This window comes from Flavobacterium aquiphilum, assembly GCF_027111335.1.
GTDB lineage: Bacteria > Bacteroidota > Bacteroidia > Flavobacteriales > Flavobacteriaceae > Flavobacterium > Flavobacterium aquiphilum.
This window is the reverse complement of sequence record NZ_CP114288.1, coordinates 921,285-947,337: the sequence shown is the minus strand read 5'-3', so window position 1 is coordinate 947,337 and position 26,053 is coordinate 921,285. Positions and strand designations below refer to the sequence as shown.

Here is a 26,053-nt window from a genome sequence, read left to right as displayed (position 1 = left end):
CCGTTTAAAAGCTTCATCAATCCTACTTTGATGAAGCTTTTTTTATATATCATGAAGAAAATATTATTAATAATCGTCTTATTTTTATTTGCGGCATCATCCCAAATTTTTGCTCAAACAAAAGTGAGTGGTATTGTTATTGACAAATCCAAACAACCTGTACCTTTTGCCAATATTGTTTTTAAAGGCAGCAGTACAGGCACTGTAACCAACGAAGACGGACGATTTTATTTAGAATCTCCAAACAATTACCAGACTTTAGTAGTAAGTTCTGTGGGCTTTTCTGAAAAAGAAATTACTCTAACCAAATCGGTTAATTATAATTTCACCATTGAATTGAAAGATCAGGAAACCTTGAAAGAAGTGGTTATTTATACCGGCAAAACTTCAAAAAAGGACAACCCTGCCCTAGTAATCCTGAGAAAAATTTGGGCGAAAAAGCGCAAAAATGGTCTGTATAAATTCAACCAATACCAAATGGAAAAATATGAAAAGGTTGAATTCGACATTAATTCAATTGACAGTGCTTATAGAAAAAATAAACTTTTCAAAGGCATGGAATTCATCTTTGACCATGTGGACACTTCAAAAGTTACAGGAAAAACGTATTTACCTATTTTCATAAACGAAGCTCTTTCTGATGTATATGGCGACAACAGAATCCCTAAAACCAAAGAAATTGTAAAAGCAAATAAAACCTCAGGTTACGAAGGGAATCAGCAAATTTTGTCGTTCATAAAAGATTTATATGTCGATTATAATATTTACAACAATTATATCAATTTATTTCATAAGACCTTTACCAGTCCGCTTTCCACAACAGGAATTGACACCTATAATTATGTATTGAGAGACAGTACTTTTATAGACAAAAAATGGTGCTACAACATTGTTTTTTACCCAAGACGAAAAAATGAACTCACTTTTAAGGGCGATTTTTGGGTTAACGATACCACATTTGCCATAAAAAAAATAAATATGGCAGTTACCAAAAGTGCCAACATCAACTGGGTAAAAGATATTTATGTCGAACAAGAATTTGATGTACTGAACGATTCTATTTTCCTGTTGACAAAAGACTACCTAATGTCTGATTTTGCTTTAAACAAAAAAGAAAAATCAAAAGGTGTTTACGGCAAACGAACCACTTATTTCCAAAATCACAAATTCAATATTGAAAAACCTGCGAAATTTTACAAAGAAGAAGTAAATTTTGTTGATAACGAAGTATATAAAAAGAGTGACGAATACTGGGAGGAAAACCGCTTTGAAAAACTATCCAAAGACGAAAAAGGTGTTTACAAAATGCTTGATACGCTCAAAACCGTCCCCGCATTCAAACGGCTTACCAATCTGGTCACGGTGCTCGCCAGCGGCTACATTAATCACAACTGGTTTGATTTTGGCCCCATTTTTTCTACTTTCGGATACAACGAAGTCGAAGGTTTCAGGACTCAAATCGGAGGTCGAACTTACTTTGGCCCCAACGATACCTGGCGTGTACAAGCTTTTACCGCTTATGGTGCAAGAGATGACAAATTTAAATATGGTTTTGCCGGAAAATGGATGATTGACAAAAAGAACAGAGTCATTATTTCTGCCGGAAACAGGCGTGATATTGAACAATTGGGAGCCAGTTTGACAATATCCAATGACATTTTATCAAGGAGTTACGGCTCTTCGGCTTTTTTTACGACGGGTTCCAACGGAAAATTAACCAATGTAGGTTTAACCAATGCCTATATTGCAATAGAACCAGTAAAAAATCTAACGTTTCAAACGGGCGTAACTTATAAAACACTGGAATCGGCTTCGCCTGTTTTCAGTCTGAATTATTACACTACTTTACCATCAGCCGAAAATCCGGCGGGCGTTGTAAAAAGCAACACTACACAATCTGAATTTAACATTCAGGCAGAGTGGACACCAAACAGGAGAACAATTGCTTATGGAGTTGAAAGAAGTATCGCCAACGCGCCATACTCTACCCTATTTGTCAACTACAGCCAAGGTTACAAAGGAATCATCAACAGTGATTTTAATTATAAAAAAATTGAACTTTATTACAAACAGCCAATTATTATCGGGCCGCTCGGCCGCTCTGATGTAATATTGGAACTCGGAAAAACTTATGGAACTGTTCCGCTTGGGCTTCTGAGCATTGTTCCCGGTAACCAGACTTTTTTCACTATCGAAAACACATTCAGTAATCTTAATTACTATGAATTTGTAACCGATAAATATGCTACTGCTCAATGGACCCACGATTTCAACGGAAGATTTTTTGCAAGAGTTCCATTTTTACGAAAACTTAATTGGAGGGAATTTATAGGTGTGAAAGCCGCTTACGGAACCATTTCAGATGCCAACAAAGCCATAAATGCTTCAGGCCTAAATTATGTAGCTCCAGAGAATGTATATTGGGAATACAATGCCGGAATTGGAAATATCTTCAAGGTATTCCGCCTTGATTTATCATGGAGAGGCAGTTATCTTGACATGCCAAACATCAATAGATTTGCCGTAAAAGGATCTTTCGGATTCTATTTTTAGAAGCTAATCCGGCTCTCCATTACAAGCTTACTCAAAAACAGCTATTTTTGTAAAAAGTAAAAAGAGCTTCTTATAGTCGCTTTTTTACTTCAACAAAAAATTAGCTGTTTTTTTCATAAGGCTTTTCATTTCTATCCGGGCTAAAAAATACGACCATGCAACAAGCTTTCGATTATCTTTTACAAAAAGATCCCATCTTTAAACAGATCATAGAAACTTATGGAATGCCTGCAATTCCAAGAAGGCCTCAAGGATTTGAAACTTTAGTATTGTTGATTTTGGAACAGCAAGTTTCAATAGATTCGGCGAAAGCAACATTTCTGAAAATCAAAGCCCATACAACCTGCATTCCCGAAACACTTTCCATTCTCCCCGACGAAGAATTCAGAACTTTGGGTGTTAGCCGCCAGAAAACCAATTACATAAAAATATTAGCCCAAACAGTTCTCAACAAAGAACTAGACATTGAAAGCCTAGCCACAAAATCGGCACAACAAGTTCGAGACGAATTAATCAAACTAAAAGGAATCGGAAATTGGACCATCGATATTTACCTTATGTTTTGCCTTCAGGAACCCGATTTGATTCCATTGGGTGACATAGCAGTTATCAATACAATTAAAGAATTACTGGATATTCATGATAAGCAAGAAATGGAAATCCATGCCCAGCAATGGAGTCCCTACCGCTCTTATGCCACATTTTTGCTTTGGCACTATTACCTAAAAAAACGCAACAGAACAATTGTGTACTAACATAATAAATCAACTAGCATATATCCCATTAGCATCAATTTTAGGACAATAAAACAACAAACGAAAGACGTTTATAAACTTTCTTTAGCATTTATTTTGAAACAATTGTGTTTTAAGCTTGATTTTAAGGTTAATTCCCTAAAACACATCAGGATTATATTGCTTTTTTTGTTGCAAAAAAGTATAGTTTGATTACATTTGCGATCTCTAAAAAACAATCTAAAAAAAACAAAAAACAAAGAATAATGACAGAAAAATTAAAAACTTTTGACGTATTAATTGAGATACCAAGAGGAAGTAGAAATAAATACGAATACGATTTTGAGATAAAAAGAATGCGTTTTGACAGAATGCTATTTTCATCCATGATGTACCCTGCAGATTACGGTTTCATTCCTGAAACTTTGGCTTTGGATGGTGACCCTTTGGATGTTTTGGTATTGATTAACGAACCTACTTTCCCGGGTTGTGTAATGCAGGTGAAACCTATCGGTGTTTTCCACATGGCTGATGACAAAGGACCAGACGAAAAAATTATCTGTGTACCGGTTTCCGATCCAATTTGGAATTCATTAGAAAACCTTTCAGATGTTAATCCTCACTTATTGAAAGAAATCGAGCATTTTTTCCAAGTTTATAAAGACCTTGAAAACAAAAAAGTAGACGTAGAAGGTTGGGGTAATTTGGATGAGGCTTACACAATCATCGATGAATGTACCGAACGTTTTAATAAAATTGAAAACAAACCAAAAGGATTATTTAGCATTAAATAATTTTTCCTTTATTTTTTTGCAAAAAAAGCAATACTCAACATTGGGTATTGCTTTTTTTGTTTAAATTGCTTTCGATAACATTTTTTTATTAATATAATGAGGATATTTTTATGAATTCAATTATGATTTATGTGCCAATTTTTATGGCATTAGTAGGACTAATTTTTATGGTCGTCAAAAGATCGTGGGTATTAAAACAAGATTCCGGAGACGGAAAAATGAAAGAGATATCAGATCACATATATGAAGGAGCTTTAGCCTTCTTAAAAGCAGAATACAGATTAATGGCTGTCTTTGTAATCGTTGCAAGCGTTGTATTGGCAGGGATTACTTTTATTCCTGGGGTAAAAACCAATATTTTAATAATTGTTGCATTTGTATGCGGAGCCTTTTTCTCGGCATTAGCCGGAAATATGGGGATGAAAATCGCAACCAAAACCAATGTAAGAACTACTCAGGCCGCACGTACCAGTTTACCACAAGCTTTAAAAGTTTCTTTTGGAGGTGGAACCGTAATGGGATTAGGTGTAGCCGGTTTGGCTGTTTTAGGCTTAACTTCTTTTTTTATTATTTTCTTTCAGATATTCATGAAAGGACAATGGACCTCTACCGAAGATATGACAGTAGTTTTGGAAACATTGGCCGGTTTTTCTTTGGGTGCCGAATCAATTGCTCTATTTGCTCGTGTAGGTGGTGGAATTTACACTAAAGCGGCCGATGTCGGCGCTGATTTAGTTGGTAAAGTTGAAGCTGGTATTCCGGAAGACGACCCTCGAAATCCTGCAACTATTGCTGATAACGTGGGTGACAATGTAGGTGATGTTGCAGGTATGGGTGCCGATTTATTTGGTTCATATGTGGCGACAGTTTTGGCCGCCATGGTTCTTGGAAATTATGTGATTAAAGATATGGGCGGATCTATTCAGGATGCATTTGGAGGAATTGGTCCTATTCTATTACCTATGGCGATTGCCGGTTTTGGAATTTTATTCTCAATAGTCGGCACTATGTTGGTTAAAATCACTGACGAAAACGCTAAGGAAGCACAAGTTCAAAAAGCATTAAATATAGGAAACTGGGTTGCTATTATTTTAACAGCAATTGCGTGCTTTTTCTTGGTCCAATATATGCTTCCCCAAACGATTAAAATGACTTTCTTCGGTGAAGGCACAAAAGAGATTTCGTCTATGTACGTATTTTATGCCACACTAATCGGTTTAATTGTTGGTGGAGCCATTTCATCAGTAACCGAATATTACACTGGATTAGGCACAAAACCAGTAATGGCGATTGTTCAAAAATCGAGTACTGGATCGGCAACAAATGTAATTGCAGGATTGGCAACGGGAATGATTTCAACTTTCCCAACCGTTTTATTGTTTGGAATCGCTATATGGGTTTCCTATGCTTTAGCAGGATTTTACGGAGTGGCGTTAGCTGCCTCTGCAATGATGGCGACAACTGCAATGCAATTGGCAATCGATGCATTCGGGCCAATATCTGACAATGCCGGTGGAATTGCCGAAATGAGTGAATTACCAAAAGAAGTTCGTACAAGAACCGATATTTTGGACTCAGTTGGAAATACAACCGCTGCAACAGGAAAAGGATTTGCGATTGCTTCTGCGGCATTGACTTCTTTGGCTTTGTTTGCTGCTTATGTTACTTTCACTGGAATTGACGGAATCAATATTTTCAAAGCACCTGTTTTAGCAATGCTATTCATTGGAGGAATGATACCTGTTGTTTTCTCAGCATTAGCGATGAATTCTGTAGGGAAAGCCGCAATGGATATGGTGTACGAAGTACGTAGACAGTTCAAAGAAATTCCTGGAATTATGGAAGGAAACGGCAAACCGGAATATGCCAAATGTGTTGATATTTCAACCAAAGCCGCTTTGAGGGAAATGATGTTACCTGGTATTTTGACAATTGGTTTCCCAATTGCAATTTTACTCGTTGGTAAATTAGTTTACGGAGACAACAATCAATTAATTGCCGAAATGCTGGGAGGCTATATGGCTGGAGTTACTGTATCCGGAGTACTTTGGGCAGTTTTCCAAAACAATGCCGGTGGTGCTTGGGACAACGCTAAAAAATCATTTGAGGCAGGAGTTATGATTAATGAAGAGATGACTTACAAAGGATCAGATGCTCATAAAGCCGCGGTTACTGGTGATACCGTTGGAGATCCTTTCAAAGACACTTCGGGGCCATCAATGAATATTTTAATCAAATTGACTTGTTTGATCGGTTTGGTTATGGCTCCAATTTTAGGAAACGAAAGCAGTACCATGAATACTCAAAGTTCTTGTGAAAAGAAAGAAATCATAATGAAACAATGCTCTATGGCCGAAGGAGCAATGATGATGGGTAAATGCAACATGGCTAAATGTGCTAAAATGACAAAAGAAGAATGCGCAAAAATGTGCGATAGTCTAAAATGTACTCCTGAGCAAAAAGAAATGTGCTTATCTCATTATGACAAAAACGGAAAATTTGTTGAACCAAAAGGCAAAGCATGTTGTTCCAAAATGTCTAAAAAAGAAGTGAAAGTCCAAATCATAAAAAAAGACGGAAATGCGACGGCTACTGTGACAACTTCTGAAAATGGAAATGAAAATGTTCAAGTTTTTGAAGGCACACTTGATGAAGTAAAAGCAAAAGTAGAAGCTTTAAAATAAGATTCCGATTTAATCAGAATAAAAAAACGCCCCGAAATTCGGGGCATTTTTATGTCTACTTTTTTTAACCTTTACGGAAAAGTAACGTTTCCTACATCAGTGGTTTGTCCATTCACAACAACTACATTAGCAATTGTTATAGGTGCTTTTCCTGAAAGTGGATCAGGAGTTAAAGTCAACGTATAAGTCCCAGATGGAATTCCATTTATTTGGAAAGCTCCGTCTCCATCAGTTGTATCACCATCTTTGTCATCTATTTTAACAAATGCGGAAAAAACTTGCTCTCCTTGTTGAACAGATGCCAAAACCTGATAATCAACTGCTGGACTCACGACTCCTTTGATTATACCTGAAGCTTCTTTTGTTGATACTCTAATAACCGGTTTTAAAATATAACTCGAATTACCTGTTGTAACAATAGATTTATTTACATCAAAATCCAAAAGGAATTCATAAGTCGTTCCTGCTGTCAAAGTCTGATTAACCTGCAATTTCAATCCTGATTGTTGAGCACTTGGTGTTGTCAAATTAAAAGATTTTCCATCTACAACAACTGTATTTTCATCTCCAAGAACTAATCGAATTTGTCCCAAACTACCAGAAGGAATTAAACTGTCTGTCAACATAATATTGGTTCCCCCGGTTAATTTTAACAAATCATAAATCTTTCCTTCCCCTACTTGGGTTTTATCACCAATACTTATCCAGCCATTGTCACCAGAATCAGAGCTGCTTTTAACCATTACGTCAAGTACTTCGACATTAACTTGGTCATAATCACCGGGAGCATCTACCATTTTCACCATAAGTCGAGATGTTTCCTGACTTTTATCTGTGCTGTCATTTCCATCACAACTAAAAAGAGACAAGCTCATAATTGCCAATGTGAAAATTCCCAGGGTTTGTAATCTAAATTTCTTCATAATTTCTGTGTTTTTAATTAAAGATTTGGGTTCTAAAATGCATTAAGTAAAAACGGCCGTTCAAACTGTTTTATTTTATGTTAAAACAAATTTTAACATAAACCACAAGAGAAATCTGATATTTTTTTCAAACAAAACACAATGCAACTATTTAAAATAAAGACATTTACACAAAAATTATGAAGCAATTAAAATTATTTAACTGTTTTTTTACCCCTTTTAAATATTAACCCATTATTCTTATTAATTTACCAAAATAGTAACAATTAATATCTTGTAAATAGTAAAAATCTAAATAGCTTATAATAAATAATGCCTCATAGTTATGAGGCATTATTTATTATACTATCTTTTGATATTTTAAAAATCAATATCCTGACCCAACATCAAAACTTTGAACTGAAAGACCAGCAATGATTGCGAATACAATTCCCAACGAACCTACAACGATTCCAATAGTCCCCCAAGTTGATGCGGTTTTATCCTTAAGGTTTATCCTTTTTAAATCACTTTCATTTAATTTTATTACATCAATCCCTTTTGATGTTTTTAAAGTTCCATAATACGCCCCATCAATTTTTTCAATTTTAAGAAGTTTAAGTTTTGTTTCATCTGTTTTAACTACTAGAACTCTGCAATTTGAAGCAACTGCCTCATCTAAAGTTGATGTAGAACTTTTGTAAGCTACACAACTACTTTGAAGAACTAACAGAAAGCTTAAAAGTATGCAAGTAAATTTTCTTTTAAAGTAATCCTTTTTCATGGCTTTCTAGATTTAGTTAATAATTCAGAAAAACCAAAAAATTTAGAGTAGATTCAGTAATTATGATAAAATTCGGAAACAAAACACCAACGCTTTCAAAATACAAAACACTGACATACAAAGATATAAAATAAAACCAAAGGACTTTTCAAATAAGGATTTGATTTTTAAAACAACCCATTTAATTCAGCATCAATACGATTGATGATGTTTCCTAAATCTTCGGGATTATCAACAAAATTGATTTTATCCACATCAATAATCAATATTTTTCCTTTGTTATAAGTGTGAACCCAAGCTTCATAGCGTTCGTTAAGGCGGCTTAAGTAATCAATAGAGATAGTGTTTTCGTATTCACGGCCACGCTTATGAATTTGACCAACCAAATTAGGAATAGAACTTCTTAAATAGATCAACAAATCCGGTGATTTCACAAACGACTCCATCAATTCAAAAAGGGAAGAATAATTTTCATAGTCACGTTGCGTCATTAAGCCCATTGCATAGAGATTGGGAGCAAAAATATGGGCATCTTCATAAATAGTCCTATCCTGAATTATTTTTTTGCCACTTTCACGGAATTGCATAATTTGGCGAAAACGACTATTGAGGAAATAAATTTGCAAATTAAACGACCAACGTTCCATTTGATGGTAAAAATCATCCAAATAAGGATTATCAACTACTTCTTCAAAATGAGGCTCCCATTTAAAATGTTTTGACAACAAACGGGTCAATGTTGTTTTTCCTGAACCTATGTTTCCTGCTATTGCTATGTGCATTACCGTATTGCGATTTTAAATTTTATATATTTCCAAAATGTAAAAATAGATAAAATTTACTTTTTGCAACAGCATTTAACAACCATTTTCAAATATTACTTACATTTAACCAAAGCATCTGTTTGACATAACATTCCGATAGTTCTTACTATCCAAACAAACAATCGTTTATTAAATTTTCTTTTGACCATCCAAAAAAAAAGAGGCTATTCACATTAGAATAACCTCTTTTCCTTTTTAACTTATTAGCTATTATGTTTTAACTATCTTTTTTTTAGCTTCAACAATACCAGGTTTTAAAACTGTTTTTGGCTGTAAATCCTCTAGAATATTTAAAGCTTCTTCAACATAAATATCTTTTGCCAAACTTTCATGCCATCTGTCTCTTTTTTCCTTTAAGACTGGATCTTTAGCAAATCCTTCTAGTTCATATGGCAATGATGTAAATTTCAAATTATTTTTATAATCCACAATTGGTTTAAACTTTTTGGCTGTTTGCTCAATTTCATTTTGAGCAACTTTAAATTTATCCAAATTTAGACTATATGTGTTTTCGTTGCTTCTACTATCAATCCATTTGGCATTTTCTTCAATCAGTTTAAATTGAATATTATTTTCAATTCTTTTTTTACTGTTAGCAATCGCTTGATCAAATTTTGAAGTATTAGTCCAAACTGAATAAGGAGCAGCATCGATTTTATCCCATGGCATAGCGTTTTCTTCATCACGCTCTCCCATTTTCAAATAAGAGTAACGATCCGGCATAACTACATCACTACTTACTCCTTCTAATTGAGTTGAACCCCCATTAATTCTATAAAATTTCTGCGTAGTTGTTTTCAATGCGCCTAAATCACCTGAAGAATTATTTCGTACAAATTGATTTAAGTCGATCACATTTTGAACAGTTCCTTTTCCATAAGTTTGTTTACTACCAATGATGATTCCTCTCTTATAGTCTTGGATTGCGGCTGCCAAAATCTCTGATGCAGAAGCCGAAAATTCATTTACCATAATTACCAGTGGTCCATCCCATTCAATTTTTTTGTCAGTATCATACAGGATTTCTTTTTTCTTACCGGCAGATTTTATCTGAACGATTGGCCCTTGCTCAATAAATAACCCTGCAATATCAACAACCGTTGATAAAGATCCTCCACCATCATCACGTACATCAAGAGCAATACCTTTTACTCCTGCTTTTTTCAAACGATCTACTTCAAGAGCAATGTCTTTACCAGCATCTCTTCCATCTTTATTTTCAAAATCGATATAAAATTTAGGCAAATAAATAACTCCATATTTCACACCGTTCTTGTCAACCACACTTGATTTTGCATAAGTTTCTTCAATCTCAACAATATCACGAATGATAGAAATCACCTGAATAGTTCCATCCACTTTTTTTACTGTAAGACGAACTTCAGATCCTTTTGGTCCTTTGATTTTCTTAACCACATCATCTAAACGCATTCCTACTACATCCACAGGAACACCATTTCCTTGCGCCACTTTCATCACTAAGTCTCCAGCTTCTAATTGTTTTCCTCTCCAAGCTGGTCCACCTGATATTAATTCTGAAATTTCAGTATAGTCATTTTTCTTTTGTAACCTAGCTCCGATACCTTCTAATTTACCGCTCATGCTCACATCAAATCTTTCTTTTTCTTCTGGAGCAAAATAAGTAGTGTGTGGATCAAAACGAGACATGATAGAGTTGATGTACAATGTAAACCAATCGTCTCTTTTCAAATCATTCATTAAACCAAATGACTCGTTCAATGAATTCAAAGAGCTATCTCTTGTCTCAGCTTCAAGTTCAGCATCCGTTTTCACTACGTAATTAGGATCTTTTGCTTTCTTGTCCTCTTCCATTTTTTTCTTGTCAGTAAAAGAAGAAAGAGTAGATAATTTAATTTGTTTTCTCCATCTCTCTTTTAATTCTGTACTGTTCTTAACATACGGAGCTTTTTCGTAATCAACATTAAATTCCTCGTCAACCGTGTAGTCAAACGGTTTGGACAAAATATCTTTGTATACTTTTTTGCTTTCTTCCATACGAAGCATCAAACGATCATAAGTAAGATTGAAAAAAGTCAAATCTCTGTCGTTTAATTGATTGTCTATTTCCAATTCGAATTTGGAAAACTCATTGATATCCGACTGCAAGAAGAAACGTTTGGATGGATCCAAAGCTGCAATGTAATCTTTATAAACACCTTTTGAAAAATTGTCATCAATAACCGCCGGGTTATAATGTCCTTTCTCAATCACATACGTTAATAACTCCAGAAGCAGTTTGTCTTTTTCAGGATCTACAGAATTCTTTGATTTTATATTAAAGGCAAACAAAGTTGCCGAGAGGCATACTACCGCTATCAGTATTTTATAATTCCTTTTCATAAAGCTAATAATAGGTTTCATCAATTTTTTTAATCTAAGTTACATTAAAAACTATGCCAGCCCCCTAGAGTACTACATAATTTTTTGTTAAAGGTATAAAATAGATTTCTCAGGTTTCAAAAATTAAATCCAAAAAATATATTTTATTTGTTCGCAATATAAGATTTTGTGTTACTACATTTGTTCGTAAACTCGTTTTTTTTCAATAAATATATATTTTTTAACAATTCTCAAATGAAATCGCCAGAAACAAAAGGTTTGTTGCAAACAAACACAAATAAATAAAAGGCGATACCATATGTGACCTATGACAAATAACTTTTACATATATGAAAAATGAAAGGCCTTTAATACTAATTACAAATGACGATGGAGTTTCTGCTCCGGGCATAAGAGCATTGATCGAAATTATGGCGACAATAGGTGATGTAATTATTGTTGCTCCAGACAAACCTCAAAGCGCAATGGGTCACGCCATTACTATAAATGACACTTTATACCTTAATAAAATTTCTAAAGACTCGGATACTATTTTAGAATATAGCTGTTCCGGAACTCCCGTAGATTGTGTGAAAATAGCCGTTCACGAAATTCTGAAACGCAAACCCGACCTTTGTGTTTCGGGCATTAACCATGGATCAAATTCATCTATCAATGTAATTTACTCCGGAACGATGAGTGCCGCTGTCGAAGCCGGAATCGAAGGTATTCAAGCTATTGGTTTCTCTTTGCTGGATTATGATTGGAACGCCGATTTTGAACCAATCAAATCCTATGTTAAAACCATTACTCTCGAAGTCTTGAAAAACAAACTTCCCGAAGGTGTGATTTTGAACGTAAATTTTCCCAAATTAAAAGAGGAAGAAATTAAAGGAATCAAAATTTGCCGTCAGGCGAATGCTCTTTGGTCTGAAAAATTCGATAAGCGACAAACCCCGCAGGGAAAAGATTATTACTGGCTTAGCGGAGAATTCGTCAATGAAGACAAAGGCGAAGACACTGATGAATGGGCGCTTAAAAATGGTTTTATTTCCATTGTGCCCGTGCAATTTGACCTGACTGCACATCACGCTATACAAAACTTAACCAAAAGAGATTGGAATTAGTGCCTGATCCCTAAATAATAGCTTCAAATGAATAAAACAGACTTACTTATTGGATTCGCAATTGGAATTTTAGGTTGCTTCCTCGGAATGTTTCTCTACATTACGCTTATTGTTCACACCGATTTTATAACCGGAATCCAATCCATGAAAAACGAAGGCCACCTCGGGAAAATTGTTACACTGGGTTCCATACTGGATTTAATCGCCTTTGGTATTTTACTGAAAATGAATAAAGAACTCATGGCGAGAGGCGTAGTTTTGGCAGTTATAGCATTAACCATTACCACATTGTTTATATAACACCAAAGTTGTTAAGTTGCTAAGAATCTAAGTTTCTGAGTTTAAAACCAAAAGCCTTATAAAAATCTTAGCAACTTTGTAACTTAGAATCTTAGAAACTTTAATCTATCTTTGTTTACCAAAATTCACAAAAAATGAAATACTACATTATTGCAGGAGAAGCTTCGGGAGATTTACACGGTTCCAATTTGATGAAAGCGCTCTATGAAGAAGACCCACAGGCCGACATCCGTTTTTGGGGTGGCGATTTGATGCAAAATGCAGGCGGAACTTTGGTAAAACACTACCGTGATTTGGCTTTTATGGGTTTTGTGGAGGTTGTTTTCAATCTGAAAACCATTTTAAACAACATCACAATCTGCAAAAACGACATCACGCAATTCAATCCGGACGTAATTATTTACATTGATTATCCCGGTTTCAACATGCGGATTGCCAAGTGGGCCAAAGAAGTTGGATATAAAAACCACTATTACATTTCACCACAAATTTGGGCATGGAAAGAAAACCGAATCAAGGCAATCAAGCAAGACATTGACAAAATGTATGTGATTTTGCCTTTCGAAAAAGATTTCTACGAAGTCAAACATAAATTCCCTGTTGAGTTTGTTGGTCATCCATTGATTGATGCCATCCACAGCCAAGCAAGTACTGACACTAAGGCTTTCAGGACTGAAAACCAATTGTCCGAAAAACCGATTATCGCCATTTTGCCCGGAAGCCGAAAACAGGAAATTAGCAAAATGCTATCGGTTATGTTGAGTGTTGTCAAGGATTTCCCCGATTATCAATTTGTGATTGCCGGAGCACCTAGCCAGGACTTTTTATTTTATGCACAATTCATTTCCAGCAACAACATAAAATTTGTCTCGAACAAAACCTATGCCTTATTGCGCAATGCTACCGCGGCACTGGTAACTTCAGGAACAGCGACACTAGAAACGGCTCTTTTCAAAGTTCCGGAAGTGGTTTGTTACAAAGGCAGTTGGGCTTCCTACCAAATTGCCAAACGCATTATTACGCTAAAATACATATCGCTTGTCAACCTTATCATGGACAGGGAAGTCGTAACCGAATTGATTCAGGGCGATTGTTCAACCAAACGCGTCCGTGAAGAATTGACCAAAATCCTCGAACCCAATTATCGCAAAACACTGCTTGAAAACTACGATTTGCTCGAAGAAAAATTGGGCGGAATTGGCGCCAGCAAAAAAACGGCGCATTTAATTGTTGATTCATTGAAGTAGTTTGATGCCACCCTAAAAGAAAAGGAACCAATTTATCATAAAATACAGAAACCGTTTTCTATTAAGGCTATTGTTGAAATCTGTTGTCATGAGTATTAGCATTAGTATTTTTATTCAACCTCAATTGCTATCCTCGTTTTCCACCAAAATCCTTCTTGATTATTTTCAAAAATATTTTTTATTGTTTTTTTTGATTTATAAACGGTCTTTAAGTCATTATTTTCAATTTCCAAACTAATTATAGAATTACATAATAGGTCTATTTCTTTGTCGTCCCAAACTCCAATTCCAAAATATAAATTCGCAGTATCTTTTGGTTTTAAATTAAGCACAATTGAATCTCCAGTCATTGATTCACTTAACCGATAGTTTTTGAATCTTGGGTTTAATTTGAATTTAACCTTAGTTACTGAATTTGTATTATTTGTAAATACAATATCGTGAGCCGGGTCACAACTTACAAGAAAAACAAGCAAAAAAGCTATTGGAAATATTTTAATTATTGTTTTCATTTCTTATGTGTTTTTCTAATATCTAACTGGTGTCAATATTACTGCCAATAAGTTTATATACGTAACAAGATAGCGCTTATACACCCCAAAAATCAATTAAATTACAAAAAGTCTGACTTCGTTTTATCCTCTTTTCAAATATAGGGATTACCCAACAAAATTGCAGTAAAAAGAATTTATTTCTTACAAAATATTTGTATTTTGGCATAATGAAAGTACTACAATTTCCACTTGCCAGAATAACAATAGCCTTTGTCATTGGCATTCTGATTACCTATTTTCTAAAACCAATCCCAATGATTGTGTTTCTTTTTCTTGCGGTAAGCATCATTATTTTTTTAACAGCTTATTTTTTAAGCAAGACGAATAGAAAGTTTCAACTTTTTTTTGGAATAGCAACCTACCTCCTAGCCCTTGCAGTTGGCATAACCACACAAACCGTCCATACCGATTCCAATCAGCAAAACAATTACACTCATTGCAAAAACATCTTTGATAAAAAACACACTTTCACGCTTACGTTAAGGGAAAAACTAAAAAGCAATACTTTCAATGACCGCTATATTGCCCTATTGAATTCTGTTGACAATAAAAAAACAACTGGCCGAATTCTGCTCAACATCAACAAAGACAGTCTAAATCATACCTTTATCATTGGCAACCAATTAAAAATTAATTCACTTTTGTCAAAAAACACAAGTCAAAAAAATCCCAACCAATTTGATTACCGTCAGTATCTCGAAAACAAACAAATCTATGCCCAACTCTACGCCGAACCAAATGAAATACAGCTCAGTTCCGAAATAGTAAAAGACATTTGGTTCTACACTTCACGACTAAGAAATCGGATTATCCAAAATTTGGAAAAAAGTAACTTCGACAACAAAGAACTAAATGTTGCCGTAGCCCTGATAATGGGACAACAACAAGACATTGACCCCGAAATTATTCAAGACTATCAATATGCCGGGGCTGTGCATATTCTGTCGGTTTCGGGATTGCATATCGGGTTTATATTATTGTTTGTCACTTTTATACTAAAACCATTTCCAAACACCAGAAAAGGGGCTTTCATCAAACTTATAATCACACTTGCCTGCCTGTCACTTTTTGGGATTCTGGCAGGACTGGCACCTTCAGTGGTGCGTTCCGTAACCATGTTTTCGTTTGTAGCAATTGGGTTATATTTAAGGAGAAGCGTCAATATTTATCACACGCTCCTCGCTTCCATTTTTCTTATTTTACTGTTTCAGCCTTCCTTTCTGTTCGATGTGGGTTTTCAACTAAGTTATGTTGCCTTGTTCTTTATTGTTTGGTTACAGCCTTTGATGGCAAACCTTTGGCAACCTAAAAACAAAATCCTAAACTATTTTTGGGACATATTAACGGTTTCATTTGCTGCTCAAATAGGTACTTTTCCTCTCAGCATTTATTACTTTCATCAATTTCCGGGGCTGTTTTTCGTCACAAATCTTATCGTTATTCCGTTTCTGGGTTTCATTATGAGTTTAGGCGTTTTAATAATGTCGCTGGCAGCATTCAACTGGGTTCCGTTTTATCCGACAAAAACATTGGAAATAAGTATTTACTATTTGGACAAAATAATTAACAAAATCGCATCATTAGAACAGTTCGTAATCAAAGATATTCCTTTAAACTCTTCACTATTAATCAGCAGTTATTTAGTGATTATCACTGTGATCATAACTTTTCAATATAAAAATTTCAGAAGTCTAATTTGTGTATTAATCTCAATTATAATCTTCCAATTATCCGCAATTGGAACAAAATGGAACGTTCAAAACCAAACTGAATTTATCGTACTGAATACTACAAAAAGCACCCAACTCATCGAACGAAAAGGAAATAAAGCAGTCATTTATACCAACGATCATATTTTGAACAATACAGTATTGGCTTCCTATCTCACCGCCAATTTCAGTACATTGAAAGGAAAATACAAATTAAAGAACCTGATGTATTTTAGGGGAAACAAAATATTGGTCATAGACAGTTCAAAGGTGTACCCGCGAAATATCAGCCCCGATGTTGTAATCATCACACAATCCCCAAAAATCAACTTTGACAGGCTTTTGCAAACCTTAAAACCTAAACTAATTGTTGCCGATGCATCCAATTACAAATCGTTCCAAAAAAGATGGAAAATAACTTGTGAGCAACAAAAAATCCCTTTTCACGCAACAGGCGAAAAGGGATTCTATAAAATTAACTAATGTAAAACTTATGCTTTTTTAGTTTTTGTTTTGGATTTTGGCTCAGGGGTCATTTTAGCATTTTTCACAAAAGGATCGGCAACCGCCAACCAAGCCGTTGGTCCACCGGCTACATAACCTGTATTGCCCAAACCTTCAAAATTTACTTTTCCTTCTTTATTGATAGTTCCTTTGGCAAAAAATACTGTTGGAAATCCTTGGATTCCAAATGCTTGCTGCAACTCGTTGTTTTGTTTTTTAAGTTCATCCGATTGCTCAACTCTTCTAGGGTAATCCAACTCCACCAAAATAACATTTGCTGTAGCCCATTTATTAAATTCTGGGGTTTTCAATACTTCATTTTGCAAACGAATACACCATCCACACCAATCACTTCCTGTAAAAAACATCATCAATGGCTTCTTCTCTTTATTCGAAACTTTGATAGCTTCTTTTACATCCGTGTACCATTTTAATTCTTGAGCTTGGGCAACACTTACACCAACCAAAAAGAATACAAGTAAAATTATTTTTTTCATCTCTTAACTATTTATTTTTTTGTCTAATAAAATCTTAAAAACTAAAATCTTCTCTTTATTGACCATTCCAAGTTTTCAGTTTTACAAATTTAAACAAAATTAATACCAAAATTTGTCAGCTACTTTACTTCTTGCATTAATTTTTTGACCAATGGCGAAATAGCAATCAAAACCACTCCGGCAATCAGGGCATAAATGGCTAACTGTTGGTATCCATCGGCGTAGACAGTTAGTTTTTCAAGATTGCTTGCATTCTCGGAAGCCTCAGCAATATTGGCACCTAAAATACCTGCAAAGTACTGTCCATAAGCACTTGCCAAAAACCACATTCCCATAATAACCGCTTGAGTTTTCAAAGGCGAAAGTTTTGTCATTGCAGACATCCCGATTGGCGACAAACAAAGTTCACCAAAAGTGATGATAAACCAACCGAAAGTAAATAATCCTAAAGAAGTTCTTCCTCCGGCATCAGCGAAAAATTTAGTATAATAAAATATCCAAAAACCGCCGGCAAGAAATAAAAATGCCAGTCCAAATTTAATAACAGTATTAGGTTCAATTTTTCTTTTTGCCATCCACAACCAAACCAATCCAACCAAGGCAGCAAACCCTATTACAAAAAATGAATTAGCTGAATTGTTCACACCATTTGGACTTAATTTCACACCAAGAATTGTATTGTTCAAATTATTCACCGCAAAAAGACTTAAAGAACCTCCACTTTGCTCAAAAAATGCCCAAAAGAAAATGGAGAATATTATGAAAATCAAAGCCGCAAATAATTTTTTGTTTTCAACTACCGTAAAGTTTTTCATTTCATACAACAAATACAAAATGGAAGCGGGTCCAATAAACATCATAAAATAATCTGTGTAAGCAGTATTGGCAACCATAACGATGATTACAGGAATAATCAATAAAGAACCAACATAAGTTAGCACTTCCATTTTTTTCCTTTTGGAAGTTTCAATTTCCAAAAGTGGTGAAACGCCAATGCTTCCAAGTTTCTTTTGAGTTTGAGTAAATGTTAAAAGGCTAACAATCATAACAATTGCAGCGAACCCGAAACCAACATTCCAACGAAGATGCTCCGGAACAATAGATTGCCACATAGAACCTTCAGCGACTGCTATACAAATATATCCTCCAATTAATGCTCCAAGATTTACTCCCATATAAAAGAATGAAAAACCTGCATCTCTTCTTGGATCACCATCTTGATAAAGTTGCCCAACCATCGATGAAATATTGGGTTTGAAAAATCCGGTTCCCACAATAGTAAACCCAATTCCTATAAAAAAGAAATGTTTTGGGTCTATCGAAAGAATAACACTCCCGATAATCATTAATATTCCGCCCCAAAACAAAGATTTTCGTAAACCTAAAATTTTGTCTGCAAACAAACCTCCAATGAATGTAAAAGCATACACCCAAGCTTGGGTTGCACCATATTGCAAATTGGCAATCCTATCGTTCATCCCTAACTGACCAACCATAAATACAACCAACATCCCGCGCATTCCATAGAAACAAAAACGTTCCCACATTTCGCTGAAAAACAAATACCACAACTGTTTTGGATATTTTCCTTTAAAATTTTGTATTTGCTCCAGACTTAAATTTTGTTCCATTATAAATTATTTATTGTTGTTACCACTGTGTTTTTCAAATAAAAAAACACCCTCTTTTTGATCGTTTCAAAAAAAGGATGTTTCATTCTATTTTATTTTTTCAAATTATCTAACACCGTGCATCATTTTTTTCAAAAGAGGTGTCATAAACGCCAGGATTAAACCTGCAATACCAGATAACACAACAAACACCATGAAAAATTGATATAAATTTTGAATTTCAAATCCGGCAAAATTTGGATAATGATCACTGATTTGGTTATCGACCAACAATTTCAACTGCTCTACTGTTGGAGTGATTTTTTTGTCCAATATGGCCTGTAAATCGATACCTAATTCCTGTGCTTTTTTAAATTTATCCCCAGTAGCCGGCATTATTGAACCTAAAGTCCCTGCCAAAGCATATCCTGCAGCATTGGCAATAAAGAACACTCCATACAATAAAGAAGAGAATCTTTTTGGCGCCAATTTACTTACCAAGGACAATCCAATAGGTGAAAGACATAACTCCCCACAAGTTTGAATTAGATATAATAAAATCAACCACTTAACAGCCAGCATTCCGCTTGTACCTAAATCTTTTACATTATTTGCAATAATAAAATAACTCAATGCAATCAAGAAAAGTCCAATAGCCTGTTTAAAAGGCGAAATAGGCTCTTTCCCAGATGCTCTTAATTTATCCCACAAAATACTAAATGGAACCGCCATTATTACAACGAACAAACCATTGAAAATTTGCACCATCGATGCTGGCATTTCCCATCCAAAGAAATGTCTATCTGTTTGATTCGATGCGATGAAAGTTAATGATGAACCCGCTTGCTCGAAAGCAGCCCAAAAGAAAATGATGAAAAATGAAACGATATAAATTACAAATATCCTGTCTCTTTCAACTTTTGTAATCGATGTATCCGACACGATTAACACAGCCAAAGCAATACCAGCTCCATAAATAAAAGGATAAATCAACCCTTTTACAAGTGTACTCATTTCAAAAGAAGTAATTCCAAATTCGCCAACAAGAACATATCTGAAAACAAAAAACATGGCGACAAAAACACCAACTGCTGTGTAAATAGATTTACTTGTAAAATTGGCTTTCTGAGATTCTCCTTCTTCAAAATCATCCGAAGTATTGTGTTTTGGCAATCCTCCGATAGGTCTTCCCTCCGGTGTTACAACATATTTATTTTTTAAGAAGAAAAACACCAAAGTCCCAGTAAACATTGCCATAGAAGCGGCAAAGAATCCCCATTTGAATGCAAATGGATCTTGAACTCCATCCACTTTCACGTCTCCCAATATTGGACAAATAAATTGCCCCAAGAAAGCTCCCATGTTAATTCCCATATAGAAAATGGTAAAAGCAGTATCCAATTTTGTTTTTTCTTGCTTTGGATACAAACTTCCCACCATCGAAGAAATATTTGGCTTGAAAAACCCATTTCCAAAAATGATTATAAATAATCCCATCCACATTGCTGTTTTGGCAAAACCTAAATTGGAATCAAAAATTGAGGCACTAAAAAACAGGAATAATTGCCCAATTCCCATCAACAAACCTCCTATTAATATACAGTTTCTATTTCCTAAAAAACGATCCGAAATAAAACCGCCCAACATTGGAGTCAAATAACACAACGCCAAAAATCCGCCATAGAAAATTGCTGAATCCGATTCAAGATATTTTAGAGAATGCACCATGAAAAGCGTAAGCAATGCCCGCATTCCGTAAAAGTTGAAACGTTCCCACATTTCGGTTCCAAATAGCACCCAAAGTCCTTTTGGATGTGCTGTTTTAGTCTGAATTTCTGCCATTTTGTTTTTTGGTATTTGTGATTTGGATTATAAATTTTCTTTAATAAAGTTTGTCATTTTGGTAAACAATTGAATTCTGGTTTTACCTCCATAGATACCGTGATTTTTATCTGGGTATATTTGAGAATCAAATTGTTTATTGGCTTGAATCAAAGCTTCCATCATTTGCATTGAATTTTGCACATGTACGTTATCATCACCTGAACCGTGAATCAAAAGGAATTTCCCTTTCAATTTATTTACATGATTAATAGGTGAGTTATTGTCATATCCACTTGCATTCTCTTGCGGAGTCTGCATATATCTCTCTGTGTAAATGCTGTCATAAAAACGCCAGTTGGTTACCGGAGCAACTGCAATTGCCATTTTGAAAACATCGGCTCCCTGGAAAATACAGTTAGATGCCATGAAACCTCCGTAAGACCAACCAAAAATCCCAATTCTTGATTTATCTACATAAGGATAATTTCCTAAGACTTTGGCAGCGTCAATTTGATCTTCAACCTCATATTTTCCTAATTCTTTATAGGTTACTTTCTTGAAATCGGCACCTTTAAAACCCGTTCCTCTGCCATCAACACAAGCTACGATATAACCTTGTTGTGTAAGCGAAACAAACCAGTAATCATCCAAAGAATTCCAATCATTGTTTACTTGTTGCGATCCTGGTCCTGAATATTGGTACATGAAAACAGGATATTTTTTTGAAGGATCAAAATCTTTTGGCTTCAAAATCCAAGCGTTCAATTCGTTTCCTTTATCAGTTTTCAAAACAAAGAATTCTTTCAAAGGCAAATTGTAGCCTTTCAATTTATCAGCAAGCGCTTTATTATTTTCGATAACCTGAATTGCTGCCCCGTTTTTTGACTCATTTAAAGTATAAGTTGTAGGCTGAGAAGCGCTTGAGAAAGTATTAATGAAGAATTGGAAATTAGGACTGAAAGTCGCCGCATTTGTTCCAGTGTTTTTAGACAAACGAACTTTGTTTTTTCCGTCTAATCCAATGCGGTAGATGTCTCTGTTGATAGAACCATTTTCTGTAGATTGATAAAAAATGGTTTTTGTTTTTTCGTCGAAACCGTAGTATGAAGTAACCTCCCAGTTTCCTTTTGTGATTTGTGTTTTTAGTTTTCCGTTTTTATCATAAAGATAAATGTGGTTGAAACCGTCTTTTTCGCTTGTCCAAATAAAGCTATTGTCTTTCAGGAAAGTTAAATTGTCTGTGTCAAGAAAATCAATATATGCTTTTTCTGTCTCGTTGAAAACAACTTTTGCCGCTCCTGTAGTTCCGTCAACAAATAATAAATCTAAGTTGTCTTGGTGACGATTAACCACTTTTGCAGATAGAATATTGGCATCGTTCGTCCATTCTATTCTTGGAATATAAAAATCATTATATTTTCTTAAATCAACATTTAGCGAAGCTTTAGAATCTACATTATATAAGTGTAATGAAACTAACGAATTCTTCTCTCCCGCTTTTGGATACTTAAAAGTTTCGATTGTTGGGTACAAACTTTTCTGGAAAATCGACATCGAAAATTCAGGAACCTGACTTTCGTCAAAACGGATATATGCTAATTTTTTACTGTCTTTGCTCCAATCAAAAGCACGGACAAAAGCAAATTCTTCTTCGTAAACCCAATCCGTAATTCCGTTAATTACTGAATTCTTTTTACCATCAGTAGTAACTGCCGTTGATTTTTTCGAAGCTATGTCATAAACATATAAATTATTTTCTTTGGCATAAGCAATTTTAGTTCCGTCAGGAGAAAAAGTTGGTTCTTGTACTTGAAAATCAAACAGCTTAGTCAGCGATTTAGTAGCGATATCGTATAAAAAATAATCAGCTGTAAAAGAGTGGCGGAAAATTTGCTTTGAATTACAAGCAATTAATATTTTCTTTTCAGCATCATCAAAGGCATAACTATCGATTCCATCTGCTAACTCTCTGAAGTTTTTAGTATCAATTAGGTTTGACACTTTTTTTAAGGTTGCAAAATCGTAAAGATCGATTTGATTGCTTCCTGTTGTTCTATCCGAATTCAATACTGTATATTGATTGGTATTTTTCATCGACTGGAGTTCATCCATTCCTTTGGCTCTAAAAGCCCCCGCGTAAATTTCATCGACGGTAATTTTTTGTTGTCCAAAGACCGAAACACACAAAAAGAAAAGTAATACAGTAATTTTATTCGAATTCATAAAAGGTGTTAATTATTTTTTGAAATATCTAATTGCCTCTCTCCGTATCGCTCTAATTGCATCTTTTTATAGGTATTTACGACCTCTATAGCTGCAATTCTTTCATAATATGGATTGAGTTATAAACCGACAATTTTAGTGAAAATTTTATAAATAAAACACTTTTGCTCTAATAAATGTTATAAAAAAATATTTTTAACAATTATTCTAAATATTATATTATCATCGAAACAAAGTACAAACATTCTTACCATTATTTTTGCAGTATTAAGTTTTTGTTACCAAATCAAAATCTCTTAACATAGAGCCATAAAACAATCATAAAGGCCGAAAAATCAGTTTCCTTGCATAAAACTATCGGATTTAAAACAGCTATTCTTTTTGAAAAAAACAATAACATGGAATGTGTATCTTTGCGGTCATTAAGCAATAATTTACACCTATGAACAACGCTGTTGCTGGATTTTCCAAATTATCCAAAGAAGAAAAAATAAACTGGATTGCCAATAACTATTTTTCAACTCCAAGTGAAGCCATAGCATTACTTAAAAATTACTGGAATTCTGATGAGAAAATTCAAAAACTTCACGATGAATTCATAGAAAATACGATTTCAAATTTCTACATCCCGCTGGGTGTTGCTCCCAATTTCCTGATTAATGGAAAATACTCAACAATTCCAATGGCAATTGAGGAAAGTTCAGTTGTGGCGGCAGCTTCCAAAGCGGCAAAATTCTGGTCAACCCGAGGTGGATTCAAAGCAACAATTATTGATACTGAAAAAATTGGGCAAGTCCATTTTATTTATGAAGGAGACAAATCCAAACTGACATTATTTTTTGACCAATTAAAATCGAAACTATTTGAAGTTACCGAGCATTTGACTAAAAACATGCAAAAAAGAGGTGGCGGTATTTTGGATATTGTTCTAAAAGACAAAACCGATTTACTCCCAAATTACCATCAACTCCATGTCACTTTTGAAACGGTTGACAGTATGGGCGCCAACTTTATCAATTCATGTTTGGAACAATTTGCCCAAACATTGAAGGAAGAAGCATTGGATTACAATTTATTTTCTGAAGAAGAAAAAAACATAAAAGTGGTAATGAGTATTCTTTCGAATTATGTTCCAAATTGCATCGTTAGAGCCGAAGTTTCATGCCCGATTGAAGATTTAGCCGAAAAACATATTGAAAATCCACACGAGTTCGCTGTCAAATTTATTCAGGCCGTTCAAATTGCCGAAGTGGAGCCTTTCCGTGCAGTTACTCACAATAAAGGAATCATGAACGGAATTGATGCCGTTGTTTTGGCAACCGGTAACGACTTTAGAGCTGTAGAAGCCGGGGTTCATGCTTACGCTTCTAAAAATGGTCAATATTCTAGTTTGTCACATGCAAAAATCGAAAACGGAATCTTTAGTTTTTGGTTGGAAATCCCATTGGCATTAGGAACTGTAGGTGGTTTGACATCGCTTCATCCTTTAGTAAAATTATCTTTGGAGATGCTTGAAAAACCGTCTGCAAAAGAATTAATGCAAATCGTTGCCGTTGCGGGATTAGCACAGAACTTTGCTGCATTGCGTTCTTTGACCACAACTGGAATTCAAGAGGGGCATATGAAAATGCATTTGAACAACATCCTCAATCAGTTTAACACGGACGACGAAGAGAGTCATTTGATTAAAAAACATTTTAAACATCATGTTGTTTCCCATAGTGCTGTCGTAGATTTTATTGAAAATTTAAGGAAATAAACTTTTAGCCACGAATGCACGAATTTCCATTTGACTCATATAATCTAATGAAGATTAACACAAATTTATTTGTCCACTTTTCCTAATTATTAAAATTCGTGAATATAATTTAGCCGCAAATTTTTAATGAAAAAATTCGTGAATTCGTGGCAAAAACGTCATTTCAAAAATGAAAAAAACATTTTACAGCAACGGAAAACTTTTGATAACTGGAGAATATTTGGTTCTTGATGGTGCAAAAGCATTGGCTCTGCCAACAAAATTTGGACAAAATCTTATCATCGAAGAAAATAACAATCAAGAAATCAAATGGAAAAGTTTCGATGCCGACGGAAGTGTTTGGTTTGAGGAAACAATCCTGTTTTCAGAAATTATTTCCAATGTTCCTTTTGAAAAAGAATCTGTTAAAAATACACTGATTACAATTCTGAGAGAAGCTTATCAAATGAATCCGAATGTTATTTCTAATTCGGAAGGACTTATTGTTTCAACTCAACTGACTTTTCCAAAAAAATGGGGATTGGGCACATCCTCCACTTTAATAAACAACATCGCTCAATGGTTCGACATTGACGCTTTTACGCTTCTTAAAAATAGTTTTGGCGGAAGCGGCTATGATATTGCCTGCGCACATAATAACGGTCCAATTTTATATCATCTCGAACAAGGAAAACCAATTGTTGAAAAGACAAACTTCAATCCTACATTTACAGAAAATATATTCTTTGTTTATCTTAATCAAAAGCAAAACAGCAAAAATGCCATCGCATCTTATAAAGAGAAAAGAAACGATTTGGAAGCTTCCAAAAAAATCATCAATCAGCTTACTCAATCCATTTTGAATGCGAAAGATGAAAACACTTTTGCGGAAGCATTAGAAAAACATGAGAAAGAAATGAGTTCTGTTCTTCAAACAAAAACAGTAAAAGAATCTTTATTCCCTGACTTTGATGGAACGATAAAAAGCCTTGGGGCTTGGGGAGGCGATTTTATTATGGCTGTTTCAAAAGAAAACCCACGTGCTTATTTTCAAAGTAAAGGGTATAAAACAATTTTAGAATACGGCGATATGATTCTCTGATTT

General features: G+C 34.7%; 19 protein-coding genes. 10 read left to right on the top strand and 9 right to left on the bottom strand.

Features of this window, described 5'->3' with window-relative positions; genetic code table 11:
* Positions 1-51: 51 nt before the first annotated feature.
* The 4 genes from OZP12_RS03925 (at position 52) to OZP12_RS03910 (ending at position 6,765) form a co-directional block, all read left to right on the top strand.
* Positions 52-2,553 (top strand): DUF5686 and carboxypeptidase-like regulatory domain-containing protein, encoded by a 2,502-nt coding sequence (locus OZP12_RS03925; RefSeq protein ID WP_281227745.1) that lies wholly within the window; start codon positions 52-54, stop codon positions 2,551-2,553.
* 155 nt (positions 2,554-2,708) lie between these two features.
* Positions 2,709-3,308 (top strand): DNA-3-methyladenine glycosylase family protein, encoded by a 600-nt coding sequence (locus tag OZP12_RS03920; protein WP_281227744.1) that lies wholly within the window; start codon positions 2,709-2,711, stop codon positions 3,306-3,308.
* Positions 3,309-3,553: 245 nt separating this feature from the next.
* Positions 3,554-4,081, top strand: a complete 528-nt coding sequence (locus OZP12_RS03915) for an inorganic diphosphatase (RefSeq protein WP_432419516.1) — start codon at positions 3,554-3,556, stop codon at positions 4,079-4,081.
* Between the two features lie 110 nt (positions 4,082-4,191).
* Positions 4,192-6,765: a sodium-translocating pyrophosphatase gene (locus OZP12_RS03910; protein ID WP_281227743.1), complete on the top strand. Its 2,574-nt coding sequence runs from the start codon at positions 4,192-4,194 to the stop codon at positions 6,763-6,765.
* 71 nt (positions 6,766-6,836) lie between these two features.
* Here the strand turns inward: OZP12_RS03910 and OZP12_RS03905 are convergent, their stop codons facing one another.
* The 4 genes from OZP12_RS03905 to OZP12_RS03890 form a co-directional block, all read right to left on the bottom strand.
* Positions 6,837-7,688 (bottom strand): DUF4382 domain-containing protein, encoded by an 852-nt coding sequence (locus tag OZP12_RS03905; protein ID WP_281227741.1) that lies wholly within the window; start codon positions 7,686-7,688, stop codon positions 6,837-6,839.
* Between the two features lie 367 nt (positions 7,689-8,055).
* A complete protein-coding gene (locus OZP12_RS03900) occupies positions 8,056-8,451 on the bottom strand; it encodes a hypothetical protein (protein ID WP_281227740.1) in 396 nt (131 codons plus the stop codon).
* Between the two features lie 167 nt (positions 8,452-8,618).
* Positions 8,619-9,233, bottom strand: a complete 615-nt coding sequence (locus OZP12_RS03895) for a deoxynucleoside kinase (RefSeq protein ID WP_281227739.1) — start codon at positions 9,231-9,233, stop codon at positions 8,619-8,621.
* A 252-nt stretch (positions 9,234-9,485) separates the two neighbouring features.
* Positions 9,486-11,657: a carboxy terminal-processing peptidase gene (locus tag OZP12_RS03890; RefSeq protein ID WP_281227738.1), complete on the bottom strand. Its 2,172-nt coding sequence runs from the start codon at positions 11,655-11,657 to the stop codon at positions 9,486-9,488.
* Between the two features lie 308 nt (positions 11,658-11,965).
* Between OZP12_RS03890 and surE the strand changes: the two genes are divergently transcribed.
* The 3 genes from surE to lpxB all read left to right on the top strand — a co-directional run bounded on the left by surE (position 11,966) and on the right by lpxB (position 14,289).
* Positions 11,966-12,742: a 5'/3'-nucleotidase SurE gene (gene surE, locus OZP12_RS03885; protein ID WP_281227737.1), complete on the top strand. Its 777-nt coding sequence runs from the start codon at positions 11,966-11,968 to the stop codon at positions 12,740-12,742.
* Between the two features lie 27 nt (positions 12,743-12,769).
* Positions 12,770-13,042 (top strand): hypothetical protein, encoded by a 273-nt coding sequence (locus tag OZP12_RS03880; protein WP_281227736.1) that lies wholly within the window; start codon positions 12,770-12,772, stop codon positions 13,040-13,042.
* A 134-nt stretch (positions 13,043-13,176) separates the two neighbouring features.
* Positions 13,177-14,289, top strand: a complete 1,113-nt coding sequence (gene lpxB, locus OZP12_RS03875) for a lipid-A-disaccharide synthase (RefSeq protein WP_281227735.1) — start codon at positions 13,177-13,179, stop codon at positions 14,287-14,289.
* A gap of 110 nt (positions 14,290-14,399) precedes the next feature.
* On the opposite strand, the gene OZP12_RS03870 is transcribed toward lpxB, so the two are convergent.
* Positions 14,400-14,801 (bottom strand): hypothetical protein, encoded by a 402-nt coding sequence (locus OZP12_RS03870; RefSeq protein WP_281227734.1) that lies wholly within the window; start codon positions 14,799-14,801, stop codon positions 14,400-14,402.
* Positions 14,802-15,010: 209 nt separating this feature from the next.
* On the opposite strand from OZP12_RS03870, the gene OZP12_RS03865 reads away from it, so the two are divergent.
* Positions 15,011-17,035, top strand: a complete 2,025-nt coding sequence (locus tag OZP12_RS03865) for a ComEC/Rec2 family competence protein (RefSeq protein WP_281227733.1) — start codon at positions 15,011-15,013, stop codon at positions 17,033-17,035.
* An 8-nt stretch (positions 17,036-17,043) separates the two neighbouring features.
* Here OZP12_RS03865 and OZP12_RS03860 read toward each other — a convergent pair whose 3' ends face one another.
* The 4 genes from OZP12_RS03860 to OZP12_RS03845 all read right to left on the bottom strand — a co-directional run bounded on the left by OZP12_RS03860 (position 17,044) and on the right by OZP12_RS03845 (position 23,210).
* A complete protein-coding gene (locus OZP12_RS03860) occupies positions 17,044-17,553 on the bottom strand; it encodes a thioredoxin family protein (RefSeq protein ID WP_281227732.1) in 510 nt (169 codons plus the stop codon).
* Positions 17,554-17,672: 119 nt separating this feature from the next.
* The gene (locus OZP12_RS03855; RefSeq protein WP_281227731.1) at positions 17,673-19,184 is read right to left on the bottom strand and encodes a peptide MFS transporter; all 1,512 of its coding nucleotides are present in this window, start codon (positions 19,182-19,184) and stop codon (positions 17,673-17,675) included.
* 105 nt (positions 19,185-19,289) lie between these two features.
* A complete protein-coding gene (locus tag OZP12_RS03850; protein WP_281227730.1) occupies positions 19,290-21,005 on the bottom strand; it encodes a peptide MFS transporter in 1,716 nt (571 codons plus the stop codon).
* A gap of 27 nt (positions 21,006-21,032) precedes the next feature.
* Positions 21,033-23,210 carry a S9 family peptidase gene (locus OZP12_RS03845; RefSeq protein WP_281227729.1) on the bottom strand — a complete coding sequence of 726 codons (2,178 nt, stop codon included), beginning with the start codon at positions 23,208-23,210 and terminating at the stop codon, positions 21,033-21,035.
* A 442-nt stretch (positions 23,211-23,652) separates the two neighbouring features.
* On the opposite strand from OZP12_RS03845, the gene OZP12_RS03840 reads away from it, so the two are divergent.
* Together OZP12_RS03840 and OZP12_RS03835 are read left to right on the top strand one after the other, a co-directional pair.
* Complete coding sequence (locus OZP12_RS03840; protein ID WP_281227728.1) at positions 23,653-24,969, top strand: hydroxymethylglutaryl-CoA reductase, degradative; 1,317 nt, start codon at positions 23,653-23,655, stop codon at positions 24,967-24,969.
* A gap of 169 nt (positions 24,970-25,138) precedes the next feature.
* Positions 25,139-26,050 (top strand): GYDIA family GHMP kinase, encoded by a 912-nt coding sequence (locus OZP12_RS03835; protein ID WP_281227727.1) that lies wholly within the window; start codon positions 25,139-25,141, stop codon positions 26,048-26,050.
* Positions 26,051-26,053 lie beyond the last annotated feature (3 nt).